16 protein-coding genes and 1 tRNA gene are annotated in these 24674 nt (G+C 36.4%); 6 read left to right on the top strand and 11 right to left on the bottom strand.

The features are described from left to right. Nucleotides 1-1123: cation-translocating P-type ATPase (locus J0M08_11500; protein MBN8703682.1), on the bottom strand; the 1123-nt coding region annotated here is incomplete at its 3' end. 100 nt (nt 1124-1223) lie between these two features. Between J0M08_11500 and J0M08_11495 the strand changes: the two genes are divergently transcribed. Further along, nucleotides 1224-1297 (top strand) — tRNA-His (locus J0M08_11495). An 863-nt stretch (nt 1298-2160) separates the two neighbouring features. On the opposite strand, the gene J0M08_11490 is transcribed toward J0M08_11495, so the two are convergent. After that, nucleotides 2161-3045, bottom strand: coding sequence for a universal stress protein (locus J0M08_11490; protein MBN8703681.1), 885 nt, complete (start codon nt 3043-3045; stop codon nt 2161-2163). Between the two features lie 56 nt (nt 3046-3101). Then, nucleotides 3102-3998 (bottom strand): universal stress protein, encoded by an 897-nt coding sequence (locus J0M08_11485; protein MBN8703680.1) that lies wholly within the window; start codon nt 3996-3998, stop codon nt 3102-3104. A gap of 257 nt (nt 3999-4255) precedes the next feature. Between J0M08_11485 and J0M08_11480 the strand changes: the two genes are divergently transcribed. Then, on the top strand, nt 4256-5137 hold the full coding sequence (locus J0M08_11480; GenBank protein MBN8703679.1) for a transglutaminase family protein: 882 nt from the start codon (nt 4256-4258) through the stop codon (nt 5135-5137). Nucleotides 5138-5210: 73 nt separating this feature from the next. On the opposite strand, the gene J0M08_11475 is transcribed toward J0M08_11480, so the two are convergent. The 5 genes from J0M08_11475 to lpdA form a co-directional block, all read right to left on the bottom strand. Then, nucleotides 5211-7340, bottom strand: a complete 2130-nt coding sequence (locus tag J0M08_11475; protein ID MBN8703678.1) for an N-acetylmuramoyl-L-alanine amidase — start codon at nt 7338-7340, stop codon at nt 5211-5213. A gap of 77 nt (nt 7341-7417) precedes the next feature. After that, nucleotides 7418-8317 (bottom strand): PD40 domain-containing protein, encoded by a 900-nt coding sequence (locus J0M08_11470; GenBank protein MBN8703677.1) that lies wholly within the window; start codon nt 8315-8317, stop codon nt 7418-7420. A 335-nt stretch (nt 8318-8652) separates the two neighbouring features. Continuing rightward, entirely contained in the window at nt 8653-13248 is a 4596-nt protein-coding gene (locus J0M08_11465) for a T9SS type A sorting domain-containing protein (GenBank protein ID MBN8703676.1), read from the bottom strand. Nucleotides 13249-13372: 124 nt separating this feature from the next. Continuing rightward, entirely contained in the window at nt 13373-15772 is a 2400-nt protein-coding gene (locus J0M08_11460) for a T9SS type A sorting domain-containing protein (GenBank protein ID MBN8703675.1), read from the bottom strand. A 215-nt stretch (nt 15773-15987) separates the two neighbouring features. After that, on the bottom strand, nt 15988-17376 hold the full coding sequence (gene lpdA / locus J0M08_11455; protein ID MBN8703674.1) for a dihydrolipoyl dehydrogenase: 1389 nt from the start codon (nt 17374-17376) through the stop codon (nt 15988-15990). 147 nt (nt 17377-17523) lie between these two features. Here lpdA and J0M08_11450 point away from each other — a divergent pair, with 147 nt between their 5' ends. The 3 genes from J0M08_11450 to J0M08_11440 all read left to right on the top strand — a co-directional run bounded on the left by J0M08_11450 (nt 17524) and on the right by J0M08_11440 (nt 20696). Next, entirely contained in the window at nt 17524-18084 is a 561-nt protein-coding gene (locus J0M08_11450) for a DUF1003 domain-containing protein (GenBank protein MBN8703673.1), read from the top strand. Nucleotides 18085-18089: 5 nt separating this feature from the next. Further along, nucleotides 18090-19814, top strand: coding sequence for a M61 family metallopeptidase (locus J0M08_11445; GenBank protein ID MBN8703672.1), 1725 nt, complete (start codon nt 18090-18092; stop codon nt 19812-19814). 69 nt (nt 19815-19883) lie between these two features. After that, the gene (locus tag J0M08_11440) at nt 19884-20696 is read left to right on the top strand and encodes a DUF4476 domain-containing protein (GenBank protein MBN8703671.1); all 813 of its coding nucleotides are present in this window, start codon (nt 19884-19886) and stop codon (nt 20694-20696) included. A gap of 72 nt (nt 20697-20768) precedes the next feature. Here the strand turns inward: J0M08_11440 and sucD are convergent, their stop codons facing one another. The 3 genes from sucD to J0M08_11425 all read right to left on the bottom strand — a co-directional run bounded on the left by sucD (nt 20769) and on the right by J0M08_11425 (nt 22992). Continuing rightward, on the bottom strand, nt 20769-21650 hold the full coding sequence (gene sucD, locus J0M08_11435) for a succinate--CoA ligase subunit alpha (GenBank protein MBN8703670.1): 882 nt from the start codon (nt 21648-21650) through the stop codon (nt 20769-20771). 89 nt (nt 21651-21739) lie between these two features. Further along, a complete protein-coding gene (locus J0M08_11430) occupies nt 21740-22621 on the bottom strand; it encodes a cupin-like domain-containing protein (GenBank protein ID MBN8703669.1) in 882 nt (293 codons plus the stop codon). A gap of 128 nt (nt 22622-22749) precedes the next feature. After that, entirely contained in the window at nt 22750-22992 is a 243-nt protein-coding gene (locus tag J0M08_11425) for a hypothetical protein (protein MBN8703668.1), read from the bottom strand. Nucleotides 22993-23201: 209 nt separating this feature from the next. On the opposite strand from J0M08_11425, the gene mnmE reads away from it, so the two are divergent. Further along, entirely contained in the window at nt 23202-24596 is a 1395-nt protein-coding gene (gene mnmE / locus J0M08_11420; GenBank protein MBN8703667.1) for a tRNA uridine-5-carboxymethylaminomethyl(34) synthesis GTPase MnmE, read from the top strand. Nucleotides 24597-24674 lie beyond the last annotated feature (78 nt).

The following is a 24674-nucleotide window of genomic DNA, read 5'->3' as shown; positions in this document are numbered from 1 at the left end:
AAATTACTAATACGGCAATGGAATTCATGACAGAAATCTGTACGCTTTTATCTAAAATAAAGTAGTTTAAGAAAAAAGTTGCAAGCGCAATAACAAGTACCGCAGGCACAAATATATTGCTAATCTTATCGCCTAGCTTTTGTATGGATGGTTTTGCGTGCTGTGCATTTTTTACTAAGTCGATAATTTTTGCGAGCGTAGTGTTTTCGCCAACAGCTAGTGCTTTTATTTTTACAGATCCATCAATTAAAATTGTGCCACTTGTAACAGTGCTGTTTATAAGCTTTTGAACGGGAAGGCTTTCTCCGGTAAGCGAAGATTCGTCCGCAAATCCCGTGCCCTCTGTTATAATGCCATCTACAGGTATTTTGTCTCCGGTATTTATAAGTATAACATCATTTATACGAATGTCTTCTGTTTTTATTTCTGAGATGTTTTCGAGGCCATTTACGACTGTAACTTTTTTAGATTTCAACGGCTTTAAATCTGTAAGGTCTTTAATGGCCGTAGTGGTTTTTTTTACCGATTTGTGTTCTATATAATTACCTAAAAGTACAAGTGTGATAATACTTGCAGCTGTTTCAAAAAATAAGTAATTGTGAACTAAATGAGTGTTTTTATAAAGTACATATCCTGCCAAACTATAAATGAACGCAGATGAAGAGCCAATGGCAATTAATACATCCATGTTTGGTGCCAGTGTAAGTACTGATTTATATGCACTTTTTCCAAAATGAATAATTCCAACAATCATAACCGGAATTGTCAGTAGCAGTTGAAATTCCGGATTCATTAAAATAGGATGCGGAATTAGCATGTGTAACATCAGCGGAATGGTAAATACAGTACAAAAAATTAACTTGTTTGCAAGAGTGCCATATTTATTCCAAAAATTTTCTTTGATATTTTCCTCAACAACTCTGTACCCAAGGCTATTGATATCAGTAATGATTGTTCCAATTTTTTGATCTTGGGGTAAGCTAAACTGAGCCTCACCTGTGGCAAAGTTAACAGTAACATTTTCTAGTCCTTTTTTTTGAAGTTTTTTTGTGATGGTCAACGCGCAGCTGGAGCAATCCATTCCATCAATTTGCAAGGTTACTTTAGCTGCTGAATTCGACATGATTCCGAAAAAAATTAGTAGACTTATAAAGCTACAAAACGTAAAAGTAAAATCTTTATTTTTATGTTGTTAAAATTATATATCTTTGCATCCGAATATGGTAGCCATAGCTCAGTTGGTTAGAGCATCAGATTGTGGTTCTGAGGGTCGTGGGTTCGAGCCCCATTGGTTACCCTGAATAAAACGAAAAAGAGAGGCTATTGCCTCTCTTTTTCGTTTTGTACTTAGTGAGAACACTGTGTGGTGCCACTACAACAATTAGTTGTTGTACAACACTTTTCTTCACATTTGCAGTTTTCTTCACAAGATGTGCAGGTGCATTTTTCACATATACAATTCTTGCAATCGCATGTGTTTGCAGTTATTGCAATGTTTTTGGATGTATTGCCTGCAAAAACAATTGCACTGCATATTAACAAGGCGGAAAATCCACCAATAACTATTTTTTTCATGTTTATTTTTTTAAAATTCGATAAATTATTATTAAACCATTCAGAATAGTGGTTGAATAATGGGTCTTAATTATTTATTCATAAACTAACACCTATAATCTTGTTTAGGTGGCAATTTAGATTAGCAGATGAGCCAATTTAATTTGGGAGGGTGGAAAATACTGAATGCTATACTGTGAATATGCATATTTGGGTAAGGGAAAGCCAATTCAACGAAGTTGTTCGTTGTAAATACGAGGCTGTTGGTAGTTTCATTGTGAAACCCGCAACAAGGCATACAAGCCATAAATGGATTATTGCATAAGCCACCACTACAACACCTTTTTGATTTGTTTTCGTTGTTTTTTTCGCAGTTTGAAGATTCAGTTGTTTCTTCATTGGAACAACAAGATTCAATAGTAGCTACTCTGTTGAAATATTTTGCAAGTTGTTCAACCGATGGATGAATTGTTAACCAACAGATATAATTTAATAATATTAAAGCCACAAACTTCATATAGTAAATTTACAAATAAAATAAGGTGCTATCAATTAATAAATGTTAAATGATATATGTTGGTTTCTACCTAGTAGATATTGGATATATTAATATGGATGCACCCAAGGAATGTTTTCCGGATGCTCTTCCGGAGTAATACTCAATACCGGTATTTTAGAATGATTTACAATTTGCTGTGCATATGGACTTAGGAAAATACCGTCATCGTCTTGGTCTGTCATTATAGCAATTAAATCTGCATTTAGTTCGTTTGCATAATTAATTGTTAATGCTGCATGATTCTTGCCTTTTACAACCTTTGTATTGCAAACAATATCAATGGCTTTAAAATAGGCTTCAATTTGATTTATTTTAATACTCAATTTATTTTCATCTACAATGTCATCGTTTTCACTTAGAATTCCAATCACGTTAATTATAGATCCATAATTTTTAGCCAAAACGGCTACTTGAGCTACCTTCTGTCTAGAGTGGTCAGAATTGTCTATCGGTAATACTATTTGAGAGAATCCAATTTTTTTTGCATGAGCTTGTACCGACATTACAGGACATTGCGCTCGTGTAACAACTTTATATGCATTACTTCCTAAGAAAAACTCTTCTACGCCCGATATGCCATGTGTGCCCATCACAATTAGGCTTACATCTCTATCGGCTGCAATGGTAACTACTTCGTTGCAAATACTCCCTGATGTTACAAGTGCTTCGCATCTAATACCATGCTCTTCAAATATGCTATCTGCAACTTCTTCCAGCTTTTGTTCTAATTGATCCACTAGTTTAGAGGGCTCTAATACTTTTATTTCCGGCATTAATACCGAAAAATTTTCCCAGTTTTTTTCTACAACGTTCAATAGAATAATTTCTGCTTTAAATAAACGTGCCATAAAAATGGCATGTTCTAAAGCCAAATAAGAAGTTTCCGAAAAATCAATTGGAATAAGTAGCTGTGTAATTGAAAATTTTTTCAAATCAGGTTGTTGTTTACTAGCTAAACTAAAGACAGCTACTTATTTTATAGCTATTTTTAGTAAGGTCTTATTGGTGAAATAGTATCTTTTTTAGGAGTGGGAACAATACTCAAAACAGGAATTTCTGAATTTTGAATCATTTCCTGTGCTGACGAACCGATAAAAAATTCTGTAAAATCAGTTTCTTGCTGCGTCATAATCATAATTAAATCGGCTTCTACTTTTTTGGCGTAATCAATTACGTTTTGAGCAAGCGTTTCTTCTCCTTTTATTCCTTTAATAATTTCGGCAGTGCATTTTACATCCGATTTTTCGATAAAAGATTTAACCTGCGCTAATTGTCTGGTTAAGCGATTTACAATAAACTCATCTGTTGTAAATAACACAGAAACCACACGCACGGTAGATCCTCCAAATACTTTAGCAAGCTCAATGGCTTTGGTTACTTTTTCTTTAGTTTCTTTTGTTAAATCGAGTGGTAACACAATGTTTTTGCATCCGGCTCTATGATTTTTTCCTTTAATAGAAATTACAGGAACTTTTGATTCTCTAACTACTCGTAGTGCATTTGAGCCAATAAATTTTTTCTTAAGTGCAGAAGATGAACCCCCACTTGTTCCCATTATAATGAATACCGCATTTATTTCTTCGGCTATTTCGGATACCTTTTCGTACACGCGCCCTTTAGCGATCATGGTGTTTACTTTTCGCTTGCTTTTCTTTTCCACATCATCCGCTACCTTATCCAATTGAATTTGAATTTCCTTTTTCATTCCTTCGTCTTGTTCTTTAGAAAAAAACTTGAAAAGGTTATTTGAATCTTCAATAACATACAACAATGTAATCTCGGCATTGTATTCGCGAGCTAAAGTGTAGGACTGGTCTATAGCAATAAGAGATTGCTCAGAAAAATCAACCGGAACTAAAATTTGATTGGTGTGGTGGTTACTCATAGCAGATTGTATTCGTATTTTAGTGCAAATTTAATACCTTTTTGTTAAACAAACTATATTTTAACAAAATTTAAACACCATTTTGCAACACTAATTTATTATTTCTCAACTATTTATATCTAAAACGGGAACTTTTTCTCTTTTATTAAAGCCTATTTGTTAATTAAGGTTAACAGATGGTTTGTTTATAAATCAATTTGGGAAAAGCCTACTTGAAACAAGTAAAAGATAGATTTGTAGGTATTAAACTCAAGGATATGATTAGCCCAAACGAATTGAATGCATTAATAAGTTTATTAGACGATCCGGATGAAGAAGTGTTTCTTCAGATAAAAAGTAAACTCTTGAGTTTGGGAATAGATGTTATTCCGGTTTTGGAGCACGCTTGGGAAAACTCGTTTGATAATATTCTACAAAGTAGGATAGAGATTATCATCCATAATATACAATTCGAAGAAATTTTGGCTCAAATTTCAAAATGGAGTAAAGACGATCAAAATCATTTACTGGAGGGTGTTTTGCTTGTAGCTAGATACCAATATCCTGATTTGGATGAAGTAAAGTTAAAGAAGCAAATCGATCAAATTCGTCAAGATGTATGGTTGGAGTTAAACGATAATCTTACAGCGTTGGAGAAAGTTAAGATTCTAAATCATATTATTTTTGATGTTCATAATTTTAGTGGAAATACAACCAACTACCATGCTCCGCAAAATTCATACATAAACACAGTTTTAGAAAGCAAAAAAGGAAATCCGCTATCCTTGTCTATTTTGTATTCGGTAATTGCGCAAAGCCTCGGATTGCCAATTTATGGGGTTAATTTGCCCGAACATTTCATTTTGGCATACTTAAATGTAGATAATCATTTGCATCAAGATGAGAATGGAGAGGTAGAAAAAATTCTTTTTTACATTAATCCGTTTAGTAAAGGCACTGTATTTGGCAGAAAAGAGATTGATGCGTTTTTAAAACAACTTAATTTAAAATCGAGTGAGAGTTTTTACATGCCATGTACAAATACTGATATGGTAAAGCGGCTACTTCGAAATTTGATTAACTCCTACGAGCGATTGGGTTATATTCCTAAGAAAGAAGAGTTAGAGGCAATTTTAAAAGTTGTGGAAGAAGCTAAGTAAATATTTATTCTATCAATTAACTATCTTTTGCAAAGGTTGCAATTTTGCAAAAGATAGTTAGTGAATAAATTAATTATTGCAATACCAACTTCGTATTATTGGTTTGGTTGTTTATTTTAATTTCTGCTATATACACTCCACTTGATAAATTCATCAATACGGCATTTATTGGTATAGAAAAATCTCCTGCAGGCTCTTCGGAATTATTATAAAGAGTAATTGATTTTCCTGATGCATCTAATAAATTAATCTCTACTCTCGATTTTTCCTTTACTATAAATGAAATCCATGTAGTACCAGAGAAAGGATTTGGCCAAGCATTTAGCTTTAAATCAGAATTATTTTCGTGTACGCTTAAATAAGTAGGTTGTGCTATTTGACCATTACTTGTATATATAGACGATTTAATACCTGCTGCATTTTGTGCACGAACACTTACATAGTACGTTTTATTTGGAAATAAAGTTAAACCGCTTAGGTTGATTTGCGTATTGAGCATATTGTTTGTCCAGCCAACTACATCAGAGTCTCCAGACGCCATGCCAATAGCGTATTCATACATAGTAATTCCTGAGTTGGAATCTAAAAATCCGGTCCAATTTGCAGATAACGAATTAAGCGAGTAAGAAGTAGAAATATCTGCTCCGGTGCCATCGTTTATCAATACTGCGCCATTAGGGCTTGTCCAGTCAACATCAATGTTTTGAGTTGTGATGGAAGAAATATTTCCGGCAATATCTGTACAAATAGATTTTACTTTTCCTGCAGGTGCCGAAGGCGATGTGTTTTCGTATCGAATGTCTTTATTACTTGTTGGTCCTACAGATATTGCTGTAGATGTACTTCTTGACCGGTATACTTTTAATTCAGTAATAGCAAAGTTGGAGTTTCCGCTTCTAAAAGAAATTGCATTGCCCGATGAAATAGGAGAAGAGTCGGTCCAGTTGGCAATTAGAATGTCATTTTGGTAAACGGACATTTTGCCTGTAATTCTATCGTAAATAATTTTGTAATCGTCCACTTGTCCAACATTAATGGTTAGAGGAACATCTACTACAGGATTTCCGAAACTGTTGTTTGTAACCTTGTAAACTGATAGTTTAGAAGCATCCGGTCTTAACCAAACAAAATAACTATTTCCTCGTTGAGAGGAGTCGGCTTGGTCGCACATAAAGTGAAATCCTGCTCTTCTGTTGTTTCCGCTTCCATCTATTTTAGCTACAAAATGGTATAAGTATCTATTCGATAGGTTTTGATTTAACGAAGCGTAGATATTGGTATTGTTATTACTTTCGTCACTTTGTGTTAGATATCCATTGTTAATGCTCCAACTGCCTGTTTTTACAGTCCATTCCGGATGAATGGCTTGGTCGAAATTGTCGGCAAAAAAACCATTGTTCGCATTTGCTCTCCATTCTGTGCCGTTGTAGTCAATTACTTGATAGTAACTTTTTTCTAATCCACTACCACCTGTATTATCGGCATCGCTGAATGTTGCGGTAAAGTTGTTGGTTTGCCATGCCCCGGGAATACTTATTTGTGTAATCGGTGCAATAGCGTCTGACGGAGGAGGAGTTTGACAGCCCCCTAACAATGCAATAAATGCTTTTTGGTATGCTAGTGCAAAACTATCACGATATGCACTGCTATTTAGTTTACTGGCATCAGAAGAGTAGTCTACAAATCCTATTTCGTTTAAGCAGCCTGTTGCATTTGAATAGCGCAATACTGATAAGTGAAAAATATAGGAATCATCTTCCACAACTCGTCTATCAATCCAATTGCCATACGATACCATTTTTTCTTGAATTTTGTTTGCGAATGTGATGTCATCAGAGCTACTGTTGTCATTCAGCGCACACCAAAAAGTTTCTGTACCACTTCCTCCACCTGCGTTGCAATGTATACTTAGGTAATAATCGGCATTCCAACTATTACTCATGGCCGATCGCTGTGTAAGGCTTATCCAACCATTTGCGGTACTACGTGTCATGTGTGCTGTCCAGTTTGGACACCCGTTGTCTATTAGTGTTTTTAAACGCAAGCCTGCTGCTAGACTAGTAGAGTGTTCTGTAGCAGAACGTCCGTCAGGGTTTCCTCCATTGGAGTCGTAGCCATGACCAGGGTCAATAACTATAGTTTGAGCTTGTAAAGATAAAAAGCTTGCAATGGTTAGGGTTACTAGGGTAAATTTTAGTTTCATTGTAAAGGGTTGTTTTGTTTAGCAATAGGATTGGGTTATCCTTTTTAAGCGCCTATGGGTTAAGCCAAAACAATTTTTTATCTTATGATTGTAATGTTTGAAACAAAGATATTTCCGGAATTAGAATCGATAAAATAAATTCGTTTTCCGTCTAATGACCAAGATGGATTTATTTCGTAAAGGTCTTTAGTGGATGTAAGTTTTATTTTCGAGTTAGATTTCGTATCGATTAAATACAACTCGGAGTTAGATATGTCATGGCCGTTAGTGCTTTCATCTATATGACCAAGTAAATATTTAGAATCGGGCGACCACGAATTGGCAAGTAATTGCCCGCAGTTAATTGGATGTTTTTTGTTTGCAAGGTCATATATCCATACATCACTTCCAATATGTACTGCTACACTTTTTTTATCCGGAGATAAAATTGGTTGGTAGCAATCTTGGTCGCTTTCTAAAACAGTTTCTCTTCCGGAGGCATCTTTTTTTATCAACTGTAATTTACTATTAATATATACTAGGGTGTTTTCAGTTGAAGTGCCGGCTGCATAACTAGGAATGGCGGCAAATAAAACGTCAGGTTTGGCTATACTTCTTTTTGATAGAACATTATACTCAACAGTTTCAGTGGTAAAGCCAAACTCTTTACCTTTTTTATTTTTCATCAAAATGCTGTTGCCATTATTCGTCCAGGTAGGAAAGTATCCACACCCATTTCCTGCAAAAGCCAGCGTAGGTTTTGCAGTACTGTTTATTTTTTTTATATAAACCGAATTCATTTTTTCGTCCGAAAAGCAAATGGCATCGCCTTTTGGAGATTCGAAAACTTGGTATGCCCCATTTTCGGGTGTAATAACAAGTTGGCTTTTTTGAAGTGTTATTTTTTTTGTTTCGGTTTTTGATTGGGCAAAAGCAGAAATTACAATTGTGGGGAATAAAAGAAAGGCAAAAGCCTGTCTTGTTGTGGTTAGTTGCATTGTTTAAAAAGGTATTAAATATATTTTTAACAAATGCTTAACATGGGGTATTGATGAATTTAGTAAAACGATTGATACAACGCAAGTGATTTGCAAAATATTTAATGAACAAGTAGTGTGTTTATAATGTAGGACTAGCGGCTATGCTTACTTTCTTCTATTACAAATTTCATTTGTCCTCTCTCTGCAACGTACAGGCTGTCTCACGCGAGGGATATTTTTACTCCCCCTTGCAGCACACAGTCCATCTCACTTCTCCTCCGCTGCCCCACAGGCTTGCGCACTAGGGGGATGTTTTCCATTTTCAAATTGCCACATTCTCAAATCTTCAAATTTTATTTTACCACCACTTTTTTTGAGTACAATTTATCGTTGCTGGTGGCTGTAATGGTGTAAAGCCCTGTGGGTAGATGGTTGCCGTTGGTTAGTTGGGTTATTAGTAACTCGTTTTCCAATACAAATGCTTTTGAATAATATTCTTTGCCTAATACATCATGTACAACAATTAATACTTCCTGTCCCAATTGACCATCAAATGATACATTCAAATTATTATAGTTTGCCGGATTAGGAAAAATGTTAAATCTTGAACTTTCCAACTTTAAACTTTCAAACTCTACCGAGGCTAATTGGCTGTAGGTAAATTTTCCATCAAAGTCGGTTTGTTGTAAACGATAATACGATATTCCCATGTATGGCTTTGGGTCGGTAATGCTGTAGTGGAGTGTTTGCGCGCTGTTGCCTGCTCCGGTTACAATAGCAACTTGTTCGAAGGATATTCCATCTTGTGTTTTTTCAATCGTAAAATAATCGTTGTTGGTTTCAGTGGCTGTTGTCCAGTTTAATTGGGCGTATTGGTTGTATCTATTTTGTGCAGTAAATGACAGAAGCTTGATTGGAAGTGGAGAATTGTCTTTGTCTACAGAGCTTATGTAAAAATCGTTGGTCAGATTTGCTAGTGTTAAACCGGTTCGTTGAACTTGTGGTGTAAGCACTGTTCCTGCATTGGTTCCATGTGTGCCAACAACAGAGCCAAGTTGCGTAAGTCGTAAATCGTTTATATTTCCAACTAATGTCGCATTAAAATTTCTTTGTGCAAGTAGGTTGTAAGTGCCTCCGGTAAGACCATTTGCAGTACTCATAGCCCATACTTGGTTGTTGCGCCTAACAACAGTAGATGCTCCATCAACAAAAGAAACAATACTCGAAGTAAATGGATCTGTGTAGGAAATAGAAATACTGCCACCTGTCGAAGGTGCTGTGCTAGGGCAAGATACATACATAGGCGCATAACCATATGTAGCAGTTCCTAGTGGAAACAAGCCAGCGGAGGTATTCCCATCGGCAACGGTAGATGTTGCAAACCATCTTTTGAGTGTGCCTCCATAAAAATAACCGGCTGTATAGCTTAGTGTGCCAGGGCTTCCAGCACTTGAGCCAATTATAAATGTGTACGTTGCCATGTTTACTATTCCGCTTGTCATAGTTAGTGTATTACTTACACTATTGCCTGTAACTCCCAATACAATTTGAGGTGCAGTGCCATAACTGTTGTTTAGTGTTAAGTTATAAAAAGAGGTTGAGGAGGAACCTCCTATAGTTTGTGCTGCTGCACTACCGTTGAAGGTTGTGGTTCCGGCTTGTGCGGTAAACGTTCCGCTGTTTAACCAATTACCACCTATTGAGATGGAGTGATTGGAGCCTGAAGCGTCCAGTGTACTGGAGGTGATAGTTAAATTTCCTCGTATAGTTGTATTGCCATCAAGAGTTCCAACCCCACCGCCATTAATTGTAAGATGGGAGTAATTAGCCGGAGCAGTGCCACTTAGTCCCTTTACAGTTTGGGGATCGAAAGCATTATAAACAACTGTGCTTCCATTTCCGGAATGTTCAAAATCTATATTGGTAAATAGAGTGGGGAAGCTTGAACTATTTAATGCACTGCCAATTGTGAGTGTAGAGTTTGCATCCATATCGATTGATCCGGAGGCGTTGCCTGTTATTTGGTATCCCATATCTTTAAAATTATTGTAAGCTCCAATTAAGAGACTTCCTGTAATTACCACTGCTTCGTTCAAACTTTTATTACACGATGTGGTGGTGCCATTGGCAAGTTCTAACGTGCCATAATCGGGCACTCCTGATACTGTTTGAGCAACACTACTGCTGTAGGTTACAATACTGGCGCTGTTTAGGGAGATTTTACTTGCTGTATAGTTGGTAGGGAACAGGGTAGATGTACCTGTTTTACCCAATACCAGACGTGCACCCGATGCAATACTAAGTGTGCCCGTTACATTGCCACCTATTTGCAAGCCGTTGTCGTATAAACGGCCGGAAGTGATAGTTAGGTTGTTTGATACTGTTACGCTAAAATTAGATAGTTGAAGGGTATTAGCATTGCCCGTACCATTTGTACGTGCCACTTCTAAATTGTAAAAATTTAAGGTGGTCCATCCGGTTCCTCCGTTTCTATCAATACTTTGAACACTTGTATTAGAAGTAGAGCCATTAAATCGAACAGTAGAAGTTCCTGCATTAAATGTGTTGCTACCCGCATACATAGCACCCGTTAATGATATAGTGTTTGAGCCTGCGGTTAAAGTGCCGGTGCTTATCCGAAGATTTCCTCCCGATGGGTAAGAAAGAGTAAGGTTATCTGCAAGAGTCCAACTTCCTCCTACACCATTAGTTTCAAATGAGCCCGCGTAAACATCGGTACCATTCGTAGTTATTGTTTTTGAAGTGGCAGATGCCAATAAAACGAGTCCTTCGTATCTATCAGTTAAGTTAGCCCCTGGATAGGTAAAGTTTCCATAGATATAAAAAAAACGCCCTGTACTTCCAAAACCTTGATCAAAGTAAGTTCCAGATGGTACACCACTCCATGTAAAATCATTAACGTGGGTATCAAGAGTATTTAAATCAGCTGTCATGTTTGAGCCCGAGCTAAAGGAGTTGGCATCAAACACTACATTGTCTTTTGTTCCGGGAACACATTGATTGGTTGCGGTATAAACTCCAGAGCTTAAACTCCAGTTGTCAGGGTTTGTCCAATAGTTGTTATTTCCAAGAGAATAGGTTCCTGTTTTTGTATTACCTGTTGTGCCTCCAACCCAATAATAGGTAGTGGCGCTTGCGTATGAGTTAAATGTAATACCCGTATTGCTTCCTAAATCGGTTCCATTATTTAAAATTAGATTATTGGTTGTAATATTTAAGTAACGGCAACTTAAATTGCTGACAGTAACCGTATTCGTTAAACTTACTCGAGCATCTCCTCCTGCACGCCCACCTGCACCAATCTGATTAGTAGAGCTACATGCTCCTGAACTGGTAATAGTACCTGTAATGGTAGTAACAGGTAGGGTTCCATTATCTCTTGCAAAAAATACGTACGCATTCTCATCAACATGTAAGTTGGCAATTGTAAAAGGATTACTGCCGGTTGAAGTCATTTGCATAGTACAATTTTTTACATAGACTGTTCCGTTAATTGTGTATTTACTAGTAGAGCCCGATCCCCCACCAATAGTAACATTCGAACCAAAATTATACGCAAATACATTTCCATTAATGGTAAGAGAAGAGGTAGTGACTGGCATTATACTTTGGCCATTAGCACCTCCCCAGGCGCCATTAAAAACTAAATCTTCTCCAATGTAAAGAGGCTTGTCATACCTTATTCTACTGGTAGAGTAATCGCCCATTAAAAATGATTTTGTAATTATGGTACTGTCGTAAAAATAAATATTACTGTTTCTGCGTGTCCAAATACTGTCTTTAAAAAGGGTTTTGTCATCGAATGTTCCAGTTGCAGTTCCTGTACTATATTCCATATTGGCTTTTCGATCAAACTGCAAATAATCGCCATAAAAATATCCACTTGCACAAGCTGTGGCGGTAAATACGCCTGTTATTTTGCTTACGGTGGCATTCTCCCAGCCGGTGCCGTTGGCACCACCTATGGTAAATGTTGTGGAGGTGCTAATTGTAATATCCTCAAATGTTTTGGCATTGGTGGCATTGCCGGCACCTGTAATATTAAAGCTGCCACTGCCGGTAACAGTAATATCTCTAAATGTTATACGATCGGAAGTAGAGTAGGTTGATGTAGAATTGATGGTTCGTGCTTGGGTTGAGGAAACAAATAACAAATTAGGAATGGTTTTAGATGTTAATCCAACCTCTACTGTTACACTGCTTGTGGTGTTTGAAAAAGTAACAACTGCAACCGTGGTAGAAGAAACTGTTAAGTTACTTGTGTTTCCTCTTAAATCCATAGCTGTTCCGCTGCCGGTAATGGATACAGCGCTGCCTCCAAAATTAAGTGTACGCGTATTGTCCACTATGTTTGCATTAAGTGTACTGCATCTTACGGCCATGCTATTACATACCAATGTGCCTGCCTGCAAGCCAAGTTGTCCCGTGCAAATAAACGCATCTTGCAATGTCCATTGTCCACCCGTTCCGTTGAAAAGTATATTTGTCCCAAGTGTTTTGCCGGCATTTGTAATGGTGTGTGTGCCGGTTCCTGTAAAATTATAGGTGCCAACAAAACTATATGTAATGGCACTTATTAACGTAAGGGAACCCGCGCAGGTTATGGTATCTGTTGCAGATGCGTTTTTAAAGGTAGGCGTATTGGTAGTTCCCGTAAAATCTAAATTAGCACAGCTCACATTGCTGTTTATCGTAACGGTAGCGCTCCCTGCACTAAAGGAATTGGCATCGAAATATACATTGTCTGACGTTGAAGGAACAGTTCCGTATGCACTACCCGTACCACCACTGGAGTTTGCCCAATGTGTGAGATCAGTCCAGTTACCGCCATTGCCTACCCAGTAATAGTTGGCAGCATAGCTTTGTTTGGTACAAAGTATAACAAATATCCCAAAAGTAACTAGAGATAAAAGTTGGCGTTTGTGCATTTTTATTAGATGAAAATATTTAATTTGTATGTCAACGTTGTTTATGTGTCGATTAAAAATATTGAAAATTAGTTAATTTTTAATATCATTTCTAAAGTTTTAAACGTTGGAAATGATAAATGGGTTACTCCACTATTATTTTTTGTTGAGCTTTTATTTTTCCGTCATCAAGCAGTTGCATAAAATACACTCCACTTGGTTTTGTTGAAATATCAAGTTTGTAGTTGTTGCTGCCGGTGCCTTCAAATTCTTTTTGTCCTAAGCAATTATACATAACTAGTTTTGTTTCCGCATTAACACGGCATTTTACCTGTATATTTAAAATAGTACTAGCGGGGTTTGGGTAGATAGATAAATAGTTTTCGTTTGTGCTGTATGCATTGGCAATGCTGTTGGCAAATGATACAGTAACTTGAACAGAATCGGTCGTCTCGCAACCATTGCTATCAGATACATTAACCCAATATGTTCCGCTGCTTTTAATGATGGTGGTTTGTGTGGTGTCTCCGTTACTCCAAGTGTAAGTAGCACTTGTGTTTCCAGCATTTAGCATTAGGCTGTCGCCAAAATAAATGAGTGTGTCGTTTCCTAGATTAACAATTGGCAAAGAATACACAATTGTGGTGTCGTTTCCGGATGCGGCTTTGCAGCCATTGCTGCCGGTTACGGTCACGTTGTAAATTCCGTTGGTTGTTATGGTAATTGCTTGTGTAGTTGCTCCATTTGACCAAGCATAGCTTGTGTTAGCTGTTGAACTGAGCGTAACACTTCCTCCCTGACAGAAAGCTTTTGGAGAGTTAGCGGTAACGGATGCTGTTGGTGTTGTTAAATCTACCTGTAGGGTATCAAATATTCCTTGACTTAGGTTGTAATACGTGCCACTGCCATTTTCTAGAAGCATGGCTCGAACCATGTAATTGTTGCTACCTTGATATGGTAAGCTATCTGTAAAGCTTAATCCTGTAATCAAAGTAGTATTTAATTTTATATATCTTTCAGATATCGTGTCTAATCTATAGACGTTGTACCCTAAAACAGCATCTGCAGAGGCATTCCAGTTTAGTTCTACATTTGGACAATTAAACACAGTTTTTAAACTACTTATAGGCGCGACCGTATGCAATCGAAGTGTGGGGTCACCCATTAAGTTGAAGTGTGCTCCTAGGCTATAGTAGTTATAATAAGAAAGATAGGTGTAGGTATTATTTTGAGAAATAAGAGCTCCGTGCCCAATTGGCTCTCCCATACCCATATGATGAAAAAATGCATTTGGCCTTCCTGCCCATATGTTTGCCAAACACCATCCTGAGGAGGCTAAGGGAGCTCGCAAGAAATTATTTTGACTATCCCAATCGCCAAAATAGCTGCCAAACAGCATAGTAAATACATTGTTTAATGGGGTGGATGCAAAGTTACTTGTGTTGCCAACTCCACCGCACGAAGTATAGCTGCCACCTCCACAGCCGTAGGAAAATAAATAGCTTTGTGATGCCATGGTTGTAAAATAATCGGTGGTGACAATATTGGAAGGACCAAACAAAGCGGAGAAATTTCTCCACCCATTTGCGGCAAATGCTTCTTCGTAGAAATAGCCAAAGTTGTCGTCAATCAGGGCTTTGCGTTGTGGGTTAATTAGCTTGTGTTTGTAGGAGTGGCTTTTGGTAATGTATTGTTTTAGTAATTGTGTTTCGGTACTTGAGAATGCAGGCATATTAGATAAATCAACTCTGCCTACCATAAATTTTGTAGGTACCGATAAATAATTTATGTAGGAAACATCAAACTTTCCATCGCCCGGAATATTATCATTTTCAGGCCTTGTGGCTGTGGTAATATTGACGTTGGCATCTGTCCAAAAGGTAGTGTCTAAATCGGAGTAATACATGTCTGCCGGCCAGGCGCCTTGATGGTCGGGATGTTCGTCTGGTTTATAATTGCCTGAATAGGGTACTGGCACATGACCAAAAAGATATATGGCCTTTACATTGGCGGTATCTTTTTGATATTCCGTTCGTATTAATCTTTTAATGGTTTTAGGGTTGTCTGTTCGTGAAACATATTTTGGAACAACCTGCCATCCATCGCCCACCAAATCGGAAATTAGAATTTTTATGTCTGCAGCTAAACTATTTTTAAACGTGCTATCGATTAGTAAAAGTAGTTTGCCTCTGTATTCTTGTTCAGGCAATAAAACTCCAGTATATACATAGGTTTCGGCAATTACGTAATTTACATTTCTGTAAAATTTATACTCATAGCCAATGCCCGGCAATATAGTTGTATCGGTATAGGATGTTGCATTGGTAGCTGGAGAGGCTAAGTAGGTCCAATGTAATGTGTCTTTCGTCTTCCTCAAAATTTGAAACATGAGTGTGCTAGGTGCAGATGACCACGTGAACGACACCTGTGGTGGATTGGCTTGAACTGCAGTTGTAACAATAATAGCCTTGTCGGCTGCTACTTGTGCTGTACAAACTTGATGACTAAATAATATGGCGAGCGCTATTTTTACATAATACTTCATTTGCTGATTTTAAATGTTGTTGGTTGTATAATTTTAAATTCGTTAAAATATACAGCATGTAAATTCTAACCGCAAAATTATTTTTGACAAATCTTATATTCCTAATTTTGTGCTTAGGCGATAATTGTCAATAAAAAAAGGGTTTTTGATTTTATTTTCTAAATCAAAAACCCTTTTTGGGATTTATTAAAACGTATGTTTTGGAATGAATCTTTTTACAAATGTATCACTTCGCCATACGCAGCAGCGGCAGCTTCCATAATTGCTTCGCTCATGGTTGGATGCGGGTGAACACTTTTTATTATTTCATGTCCGGTAGTCTCTAATTTCCGTGCTACTACTACTTCTGCAATCATTTCGGTAACATTAGCTCCAATCATGTGTGCCCCCAAAAATTCTCCGTATTTAGCATCAAAAATTACTTTTACAAAACCATCTTTAGCTCCCGCAGCACTTGCTTTACCGGAAGCTGAGAATGGAAATTTGCCTACTTTAATTTCGTACCCTTTTTCTTTGGCAGCTTTCTCGGTGTAACCAACAGAAGCAATTTCAGGTTGGCAATAGGTGCAACCCGGAATGTTATTGTAATTAAGCGGTTCCGGATGATGTCCTGCAATTTTTTCTACACAAATAATTCCTTCAGCGCTCGCAACGTGTGCTAATGCTTGTCCGCCAACACAGTCGCCAATGGCATAATAGCCGGGCATGTTAGTTTCGTAGTATCCATTTACTACAATTTTTCCTTTATCCGTAACAATTCCGACTTCTTCTAGTCCAAGATTTTCGAGGTTGGCTTGAATACCAACAGCAGAAAGCACTACGTCACATTCAATAATCTCAGTTCCTTTTTTTGTTTTTACAGTTACTTTGCATCCTGCTCCTTTTGCATCAACAGATTCTACGCTAGATTCTGTCATTACATTCATTCCCGACTTTTTGAACGAACGTTCTAATTGTTTTGAAACTTCTTCGTCCTCAACAGGAACAATAGATGGCAGGAATTCAACTAGTGTAACTTTTGTTCCTAATGTTGCATAGAAATAAGCAAACTCAGACCCTATAGCACCTGAACCAACCACTACCATTGATTTTGGTTGTTGTGGCAATGTCATAGCTTCTCGGTAGCCGATTATTTTTTTTCCATCTTGCGGTAAATTAGGCAATTGTCTAGAGCGCGCACCAACTGCTATAATGATGTGTTTTGCTTCAACAGTGGAAGTTTTTCCGGCTTCGTCTTTTACTTCCACTTTTTTGCCTGGTTTTACTTTTGCCGTTCCTTTTATTACTTCAATTTTATTTTTTTTCATTAAAAACTCAATGCCTTTACTCATCCCACCGGCAACATCTCTGGAGCGTTTTACTACCGCAGGAAAATCTGCTTGAGGAGCACCTACAGTAATGCCATATTCTTTGGCATGATTCAAATAATCGAATACCTGTGCACTTTTTAGTAATGCTTTTGTGGGAATACATCCCCAGTTTAGGCAAATACCACCAAGTTCGCTACGTTCTACTATAGCTGTTTTTAAACCTAGCTGGGAAGCTCTAATTGCAGCAACATATCCACCTGGGCCACTGCCAATAACTAATACATCGTAGTTCATATATAATTTTTTTTAATTTTTTACGTATATGTTTTGTTGTACGAATGTACTAAAATGTTTGCAAGATTCATCTGTCATAATTCCATTGCAAAGCAGTATTTAATGTCTTAATTTTGATAACTAAATTCTATTCCATAATCTGAAGGTATGAGTAAACAGTCAAGCAATGATAATCTTCATTTTGTAAATGATTTATTAGATACCGAGAATAAGCAATTGCGAAAATTAAATTCGATAGTTGCGGAGTCTATAAAGGAGCAAGAACTTATTACTTCTTCTATTGCCGAAAACCAACCCGAAACCATAACACAAGGACAAAAGTTGGCTGATAAAGTGGCGGAGTTTGGCGGAAGTTGGAAATTTATTATAATTTTTGGCTGTGTAATTCTTGTTTGGGTTTCATTAAATACGTTTGTGCTTATTGCAAAACCATTTGATTCATATCCATTTATTTTGTTGAATTTGGTATTGTCTTGTATCGCTGCGTTGCAGGCTCCTGTAATAATGATGAGTCAAAATCGAAAAGAAGAAAAAGATAGAAAACGTGCTGAAAATGATTATTGGGTAAATTTAAAGGCTGAAATTGAAATTAGGAATCTACACAAGAAAGTCGATTTGTTGATGATGGATCAAATAAAAACATTGATAGATATTCAAAAGGTTCAATTAGAATTGTTAAATAAATTGATGGAAGAAAGGAAAAAATAAAAGCCATGCACTATAGATTTTCAAGCCAAAACCCCAATTCTCATTATATTGATATTGAGTTTAGTTTTGATAATACGTCCAAAGACACCATAGATATTCATCTTCCGGCTTGGCGCCCGGGTAGGTATGAATTGGGTAATTTTGCCAAGAATGTGCAAGCCTGGAAAGCCTTTGATGATAAGGGAAATGAGTTGTTGTTTTCTAAAATTGCAAAAGATACCTGGCGTGTAACCACAGCTAATGCAAAAAAAATAGTTGTAAAATATAACTATTATGCAGCCGAAATAAATGCAGGTTCTAGTTATTTAGATAGTAAGCAATTGTATGTAAACCCTGTTAATTGTTGCTTGTACGTGCAAGATAAAATTAACGAACCTTGTACGCTAGCACTCGATATTCCTGCGGATTATAAAGTAGCGAGTTCGCTAAAAAAAATAAGTTCTAATCTATACGAAGCCGCAGATTTTCATGAAATGGCTGATAGCCCTTTTATAGCAAGCAATTCATTGCAGCATAATATGTTTGTAATGGATGGTGTTGAATTCCATTTGTGGTTTCAAGGAGAGTGTAAGCCTAATTGGACAAAGCTCATTAACGACTTTTTTATTTTTACGAATGAACAGTTGCTTACCCTAAAGGAGTTTACTTGCGAAGCCTATCATTTCTTTTTTCAAATACTACCTGTTAAATTTTACCACGGAGTAGAACATGTTAAATCAACGGTTATAGCCTTAGGTCCTTCCTATAAGTTAATGGAAGATGAGTTGTACGAAAGCCTATTGGGGGTCAGCTCTCATGAGCTTTTCCATTCGTGGAATATTAAAACTATTCGTCCTGCTGAAATGCTTCCGTATAATTACAAGCAAGAAAATTATTCTCGATTGGGCTTTGTGTACGAGGGAGTAACCACATATTACGGAGATTTAATGCTATTCAGGGGAGGTGTTTTTTCTGAACAACAATTTTTTAAAAATTTTGGAGTTGCCATTCAACGTCACCTTGATAATTTTGGAAGATTTAATTTGTCGGTTGCCGATTCTTCTTTTGATACTTGGTTAGACGGATATGTTCCCGGTGTGCCGTATAGAAAAACATCTATTTATGACGAAGGTAGCATCATTGCTTTTGTTACCGATGTGCTTATTCGAAATCATAGCAATGGCAAACATTCGTTAGACGATGTGGTGCGATATTTATATACCGAGTTTGCAAAGAAAAATAGGGGATATAACGATGACGATTATAAGAATACAGTTGCGAAGTTTGCAACAATTTCGTTGAATGATTTTTTTGAAAAATATGTGTATACGGCTGCTTCGTACGATTCAATTATAACAATGGCTTTGGATTATATTGGTTGTGAATTATCAATTGCTAAATCGAAAAAATATTATGAAGCACATTATGGTATTAAGGTTGTTGACAATGGCGCAACTGTAAAAGTAGCAGCCATCTATCCTAATTCAATAGCTTACAATTCGGGTGTTTCAATGCAGGATGAAATTGTTGCAATTAATGGAATGGCAATTAAAAATGATTTTGCAGACTGGGCTAAATATTTTGGCAAACGAAAAATAACCTTACAAATAAATAGAAATGGTGAGTTTGTTTCAATTGAATTAACTCCAACTTCAGAGGAGTATTATAAAACATATACAATTACCAAAAATATACACGCATCTTTCGAACAGAAGAATGCGTTTCAGCATTGGAGTAAAAGATTGTTTTAGCGCCTGATTTTTGGTTTGGCACACATTTTGTTTTCTACTAATAAATTAAATTATTGGGAGGACCAAATCATGAAAACAAACATTACAAGCCTAATCAAAAAAACTGCCATCGTTGTAGTAACATTAGTAGCTAGTGAGCAATCAATCAAAGCGTATGGGAGAAATTCCGAATTAAATTTGCGTATGTCTGACAACAGCGATTTTATTGTTACGTTGGATAATAACAGATTTAATGATAGATCTAGCACATTTAGTTTGCAAAACATTCAACCGGGCAGACACTATCTTAAAATTGTAAAATTTCCTAATCAATACAATGGAGGTTTTTGTGCCACTCCTAGAGTAGCTTTCGAAGGATTTATAAAAGTACCGGCTTCATCTGTTGTGTATGCTTTAATTGAAAAGCACAGAGGTTATACAGTTGCAAATGTGCTGCCAATTGCTACTTGTAGCAACAATTACAATGCCAACTATACTTATGGAAATGAGAATTATACTTACAATACTAGTCAATGTGGTACAAGCGTTTATAGTAGTAACAATGGCGGATATAGCACGACATATACAAATTGCAACGCAAGTACCACTCCTGTTATTATGCCAATGGATAATGGAACTTTTATGCAACTTAAATCAATGATGATGAATCAATCTTTTGAGAGTACTCAATTGATTACTGCTAAACAAGCGTTGGCTAGCAATTATTTAACAAGTGCACAAGCATTGGATTTGATGAATGTGTTTACGTTTGAATCAACCAAGTTAGACTTTGCTAAGTATGCCTATAATAGAGTTGTTGACAAGGGTAATTATTTTATAGTTAATAATGGATTTACTTTTCAAAGCAGTGTTAGTGCCTTAAATAGTTATATAGGGTTTTAATTAGTTAAGGAGTATAAATAAGAAGAGCGGTGAAATTTCACCGCTCTTCTTATTTATATAAATGTAATCAGTTTATGCAACTACTTTATTCAACACTTTTGCCATTGTTTTTCCTATTACAGCTGGCGAATCAACTACATGAATTCCACACTCACGCATTATTTTCATTTTTGCAGCTGCGGTGTCGTCATCGCCACCTACAATTGCACCGGCATGGCCCATGGTACGTCCTGCAGGAGCGGTTTGTCCGGCAATAAATCCTACTACAGGTTTTTTATTATTTTCTTTTATCCAACGAGCAGCTTCTGCTTCCATACCGCCACCAATTTCTCCAATCATAACAATACCTTCGGTTTCCGGATCATTCATTAAAAGTTCTACCGCTTCTTTAGTAGATGTTCCAATAATTGGATCTCCTCCTATGCCAATAGCAGTGGTTATTCCAAGTCCTGCTTTCACAATTTGATCCGCAGCCTCGTAGGTTAATGTTCCGGATTTAGAAACGATACCGATTTTTCCTTTTTTGAAAACGAAACCTGGCATGATACCCACTTTTGCTTCGCCCGCAGTAATTATTCCCGGACAGTTTGGTCCAATTAATCTGCAGTTGTAGTCTTTTAAATATTCTTTCGCATAAATCATGTCTTTTGTTGGTATTCCTTCCGTAATACACACTATTACCTTAATTCCTGCTTGAGCAGCTTCCATAATAGCATCTGCAGCAAATGCAGGAGGTACAAATATGATAGATACATCAGCACCGGTTTGTTTTACAGCTTCCTCAACGGTATTAAATACAGGTTTTTCCAAGTGTTTGCTGCCACCTTTGCCCGGAGTTACACCGCCCACAACGTTAGTGCCGTATTCAATCATTTGTCCTGCATGAAAAGTACCTTCGCTTCCTGTAAAACCTTGTACAATTACTTTCGATTTTTTATTTACTAATACTGACATAATTTTTTTAGTTATAATGGTTAAATATAGTAATTATTATTTCAGTATTAATGAAAACGTAAGCCTTTTTATGTTATCAAGAAAACTGCCTAGGCAGGATAATAGCTTTTAAACGATTGTATTGAAGAATTACTAATAGTCCATTTTTCTTTTATTGTTTTCCATTTATTTGCCAAGAAAAAGTAAATAATTTTATCCAAGGGAAGTAGTACGCAAATGTTTACTAATCCACTAATTTTATCAGCTAATTTAGATGGAAGTTTTCTATAACTAACAGAAAATCCTGCATCAATGTAACTGATGTAGTGCCAGTATCCACTTGGAATATATAAGGAATCTCCATGCTCTAAAATACATTCTTGCCCCTTTACAAAGTTTAGTGCGGGGTATTTTTGATAGTCAGGATTATTTAAATCTACCAGAGAAAAAGTAGTAAATGGCAACCTGTACAAATATTTTGAGTATTCTGGAGAAACTAATATTACTTTCTTTTTGCCTCCAAAATGAGTTAAAAGTACATCAGACATGTCTATATCATAGTGTAATCTGACATCGGTATTTTTTGATCCAAAAAACATATAGCCTAATTTGCCTAGTATGCCCTTCATTATTTTGGGGCAAGGAAAGTCTTTGCCTAATTTAGGCGATACCTTAAAAAGATTAAGTAGAAATATCCTTTTAGAAGTGAATTCGTTTTTTTTCAATATTGTTAGGTATTCTTCGAACTTCATTTTACAATTCCCTTTGGTGTAAGCGGTGCTGCTATCTTTATCGCAGCTCTTTTCGTCTATAAGCTCAATTTCTAAATTACCTACCTCGTTTATAAAGTAGTCATAGTTCCAATTTTTTTCGGCAAACGTTCCTTTTGTTAAATTCCTGATTACAACTGGTCGTTTATTCTCTAAATAGTAATTTTTAAAATTGCTTAATTTTAATCCATCTATAGATGGAATTTTATCTAACTGCATCATGTTTTTTATTTTTATATTTCTGTAGTTTTGACTCTAATCAATTTTCAGCCGTATATTTAGCTTATATAGTCGATTGAATAATTAGGTTTGCGTATTAACCTAATTGTTGAATTATGGAATTTAAGTACTTAAATTCCTAATAATCCTCCTGAATAATCCCAGAAGTCATCTTTTTTGTATTTGCTTATAAGTGATTCGTAGTAAGGTTTATGCCTGGTTGCATTCTTTTCACCTATACTTTCTTTTTGATTTGTTTTATTGTTATTAAGAGATGTTTGAGAAGCGCCTAAACAATTATTATAGCCGGTAATTGCTTTTCCTAAAAAAAATTTAAATAATGAACTAAAAACAGATAGCATAATAGTTAACATTTAAATAGGTTAAACATTAGTTATTTTGTGTTCATTGCTTGCTCTAAAGAGCTGCTGAAACCATTTAGATTCATAGACTTTCATAACAAAATTTATACCAAAAGAAATTTTGTTAACAGTTTTTAACGAAGTTCTGACAAAATGAAACAATTTAAAGTGAAGCCAGTTTGACAAAGAAAAATTAATACATTTGGGCTGTGAATAATAAAATTATTAGTCAAGATACTATAGTGGCTTTAGCAACAGCTCACGGAGTAGGTGCAATAGCGGTTATCCGATTGTCGGGAAACGATGCAATTTCGATAGCAGATAAGGTATTGTTTACTAAAAAGGGATTGCTTTTAAATCTTTTGCAGAAAGCTGATAGAAAGGCATATTTTGCTATTGTTAAAGATGCGGATATTGTTTTGGATGAGGTGATAGCCATTGCATTTAGAGCACCGCATTCCTTTACCGGAGAAAACGTTGTGGAGATTTCTTGTCACGGTTCTGTGTTTATACAACAACAAATACTATTGTTGCTAACCAAGAGTGGTGCAAGGCTTGCTACCCCCGGAGAGTTTACTATGCGTGCTTTTTTGAACGGGAAAATGGATTTATCGCAAGCCGAAGCGGTAGCAGATTTAATCGCCTCTAATTCCGCTACATCGCACCAAGTGGCTATGCAACAAATGCGTGGAGGGTTTTCGTCTAAAATTAAAACGCTGCGAGAAAATTTAGTAAACTTTGCTTCATTACTAGAGTTGGAGCTTGATTTTAGCGAAGAGGATGTAGAGTTTGCTAATAGAGCCGATTTGCGCACATTGATAGTTGCGATACAGAAAATAGTACAACGATTAATGGACTCATTTGAGTTTGGTAATGTAATTAAAAATGGAATTCCGGTAGCTATTGTAGGAAAGCCGAATGCAGGTAAATCACGCTTGTTAAATGCGTTGTTAGAAGAAGAGAGAGCAATTGTATCTGAAATACCCGGAACAACAAGAGATACCATTGAAGATAATATCATCATCGATGGCATTTTATTCCGATTTATTGATACAGCAGGTATTAGGCACACCACAGATGTGATAGAGCAAATTGGTGTTGCAAAAACATTTGAAGCAATAAAGCAATCAGCCATAATTATTTATTTGTTCGATATTCAAGAGTTAACCAGCAGAGAACTAAAATCTGTAGTTGCTGAAATAGAAGAGCACTTGAATAAATACAATTCTCAATTGATTATTGTTGGAAATAAAATTGATAAAGCCGATTTAGCTTATACCGAGCGCGAGTTTCAAGAATTTAAGAATACGCTATTTATATCTGCGAAATACGGTAACAATATAAATGCTTTGAAGGCTAAGCTGGTAGAGCTTTTTGATAGCCGAGCTGTAAATGTTACAGAAACGGTAGTTACCAATGCACGTCATGCTGAGGCGTTGCGCAATGCCAATAAATCGTTAATTAAAATTTTGGATGGTTTAAATACCAATCAAACTACGGAGCTTATTGCATCCGATGTCCGTAATGCCCTCCATCAGTTAGGTTTGATCACCGGAGAAATTTCTACCGACAATCTGTTGGAAAATATTTTTTCTAAGTTTTGTATCGGAAAGTAGCCTATTGGTAGTTTGAGAGAGAGTATCTTCCTTAATTCATTTATAAAACAGAAAACTACCACATTTAAAAATAAAACA

It is taken from the genome of Bacteroidota bacterium (assembly GCA_017303975.1).
Classification (GTDB): domain Bacteria; phylum Bacteroidota; class Bacteroidia; order JAFLBG01; family JAFLBG01; genus JAFLBG01.
This window is presented reverse-complemented; position numbering and strand designations above follow the sequence as displayed.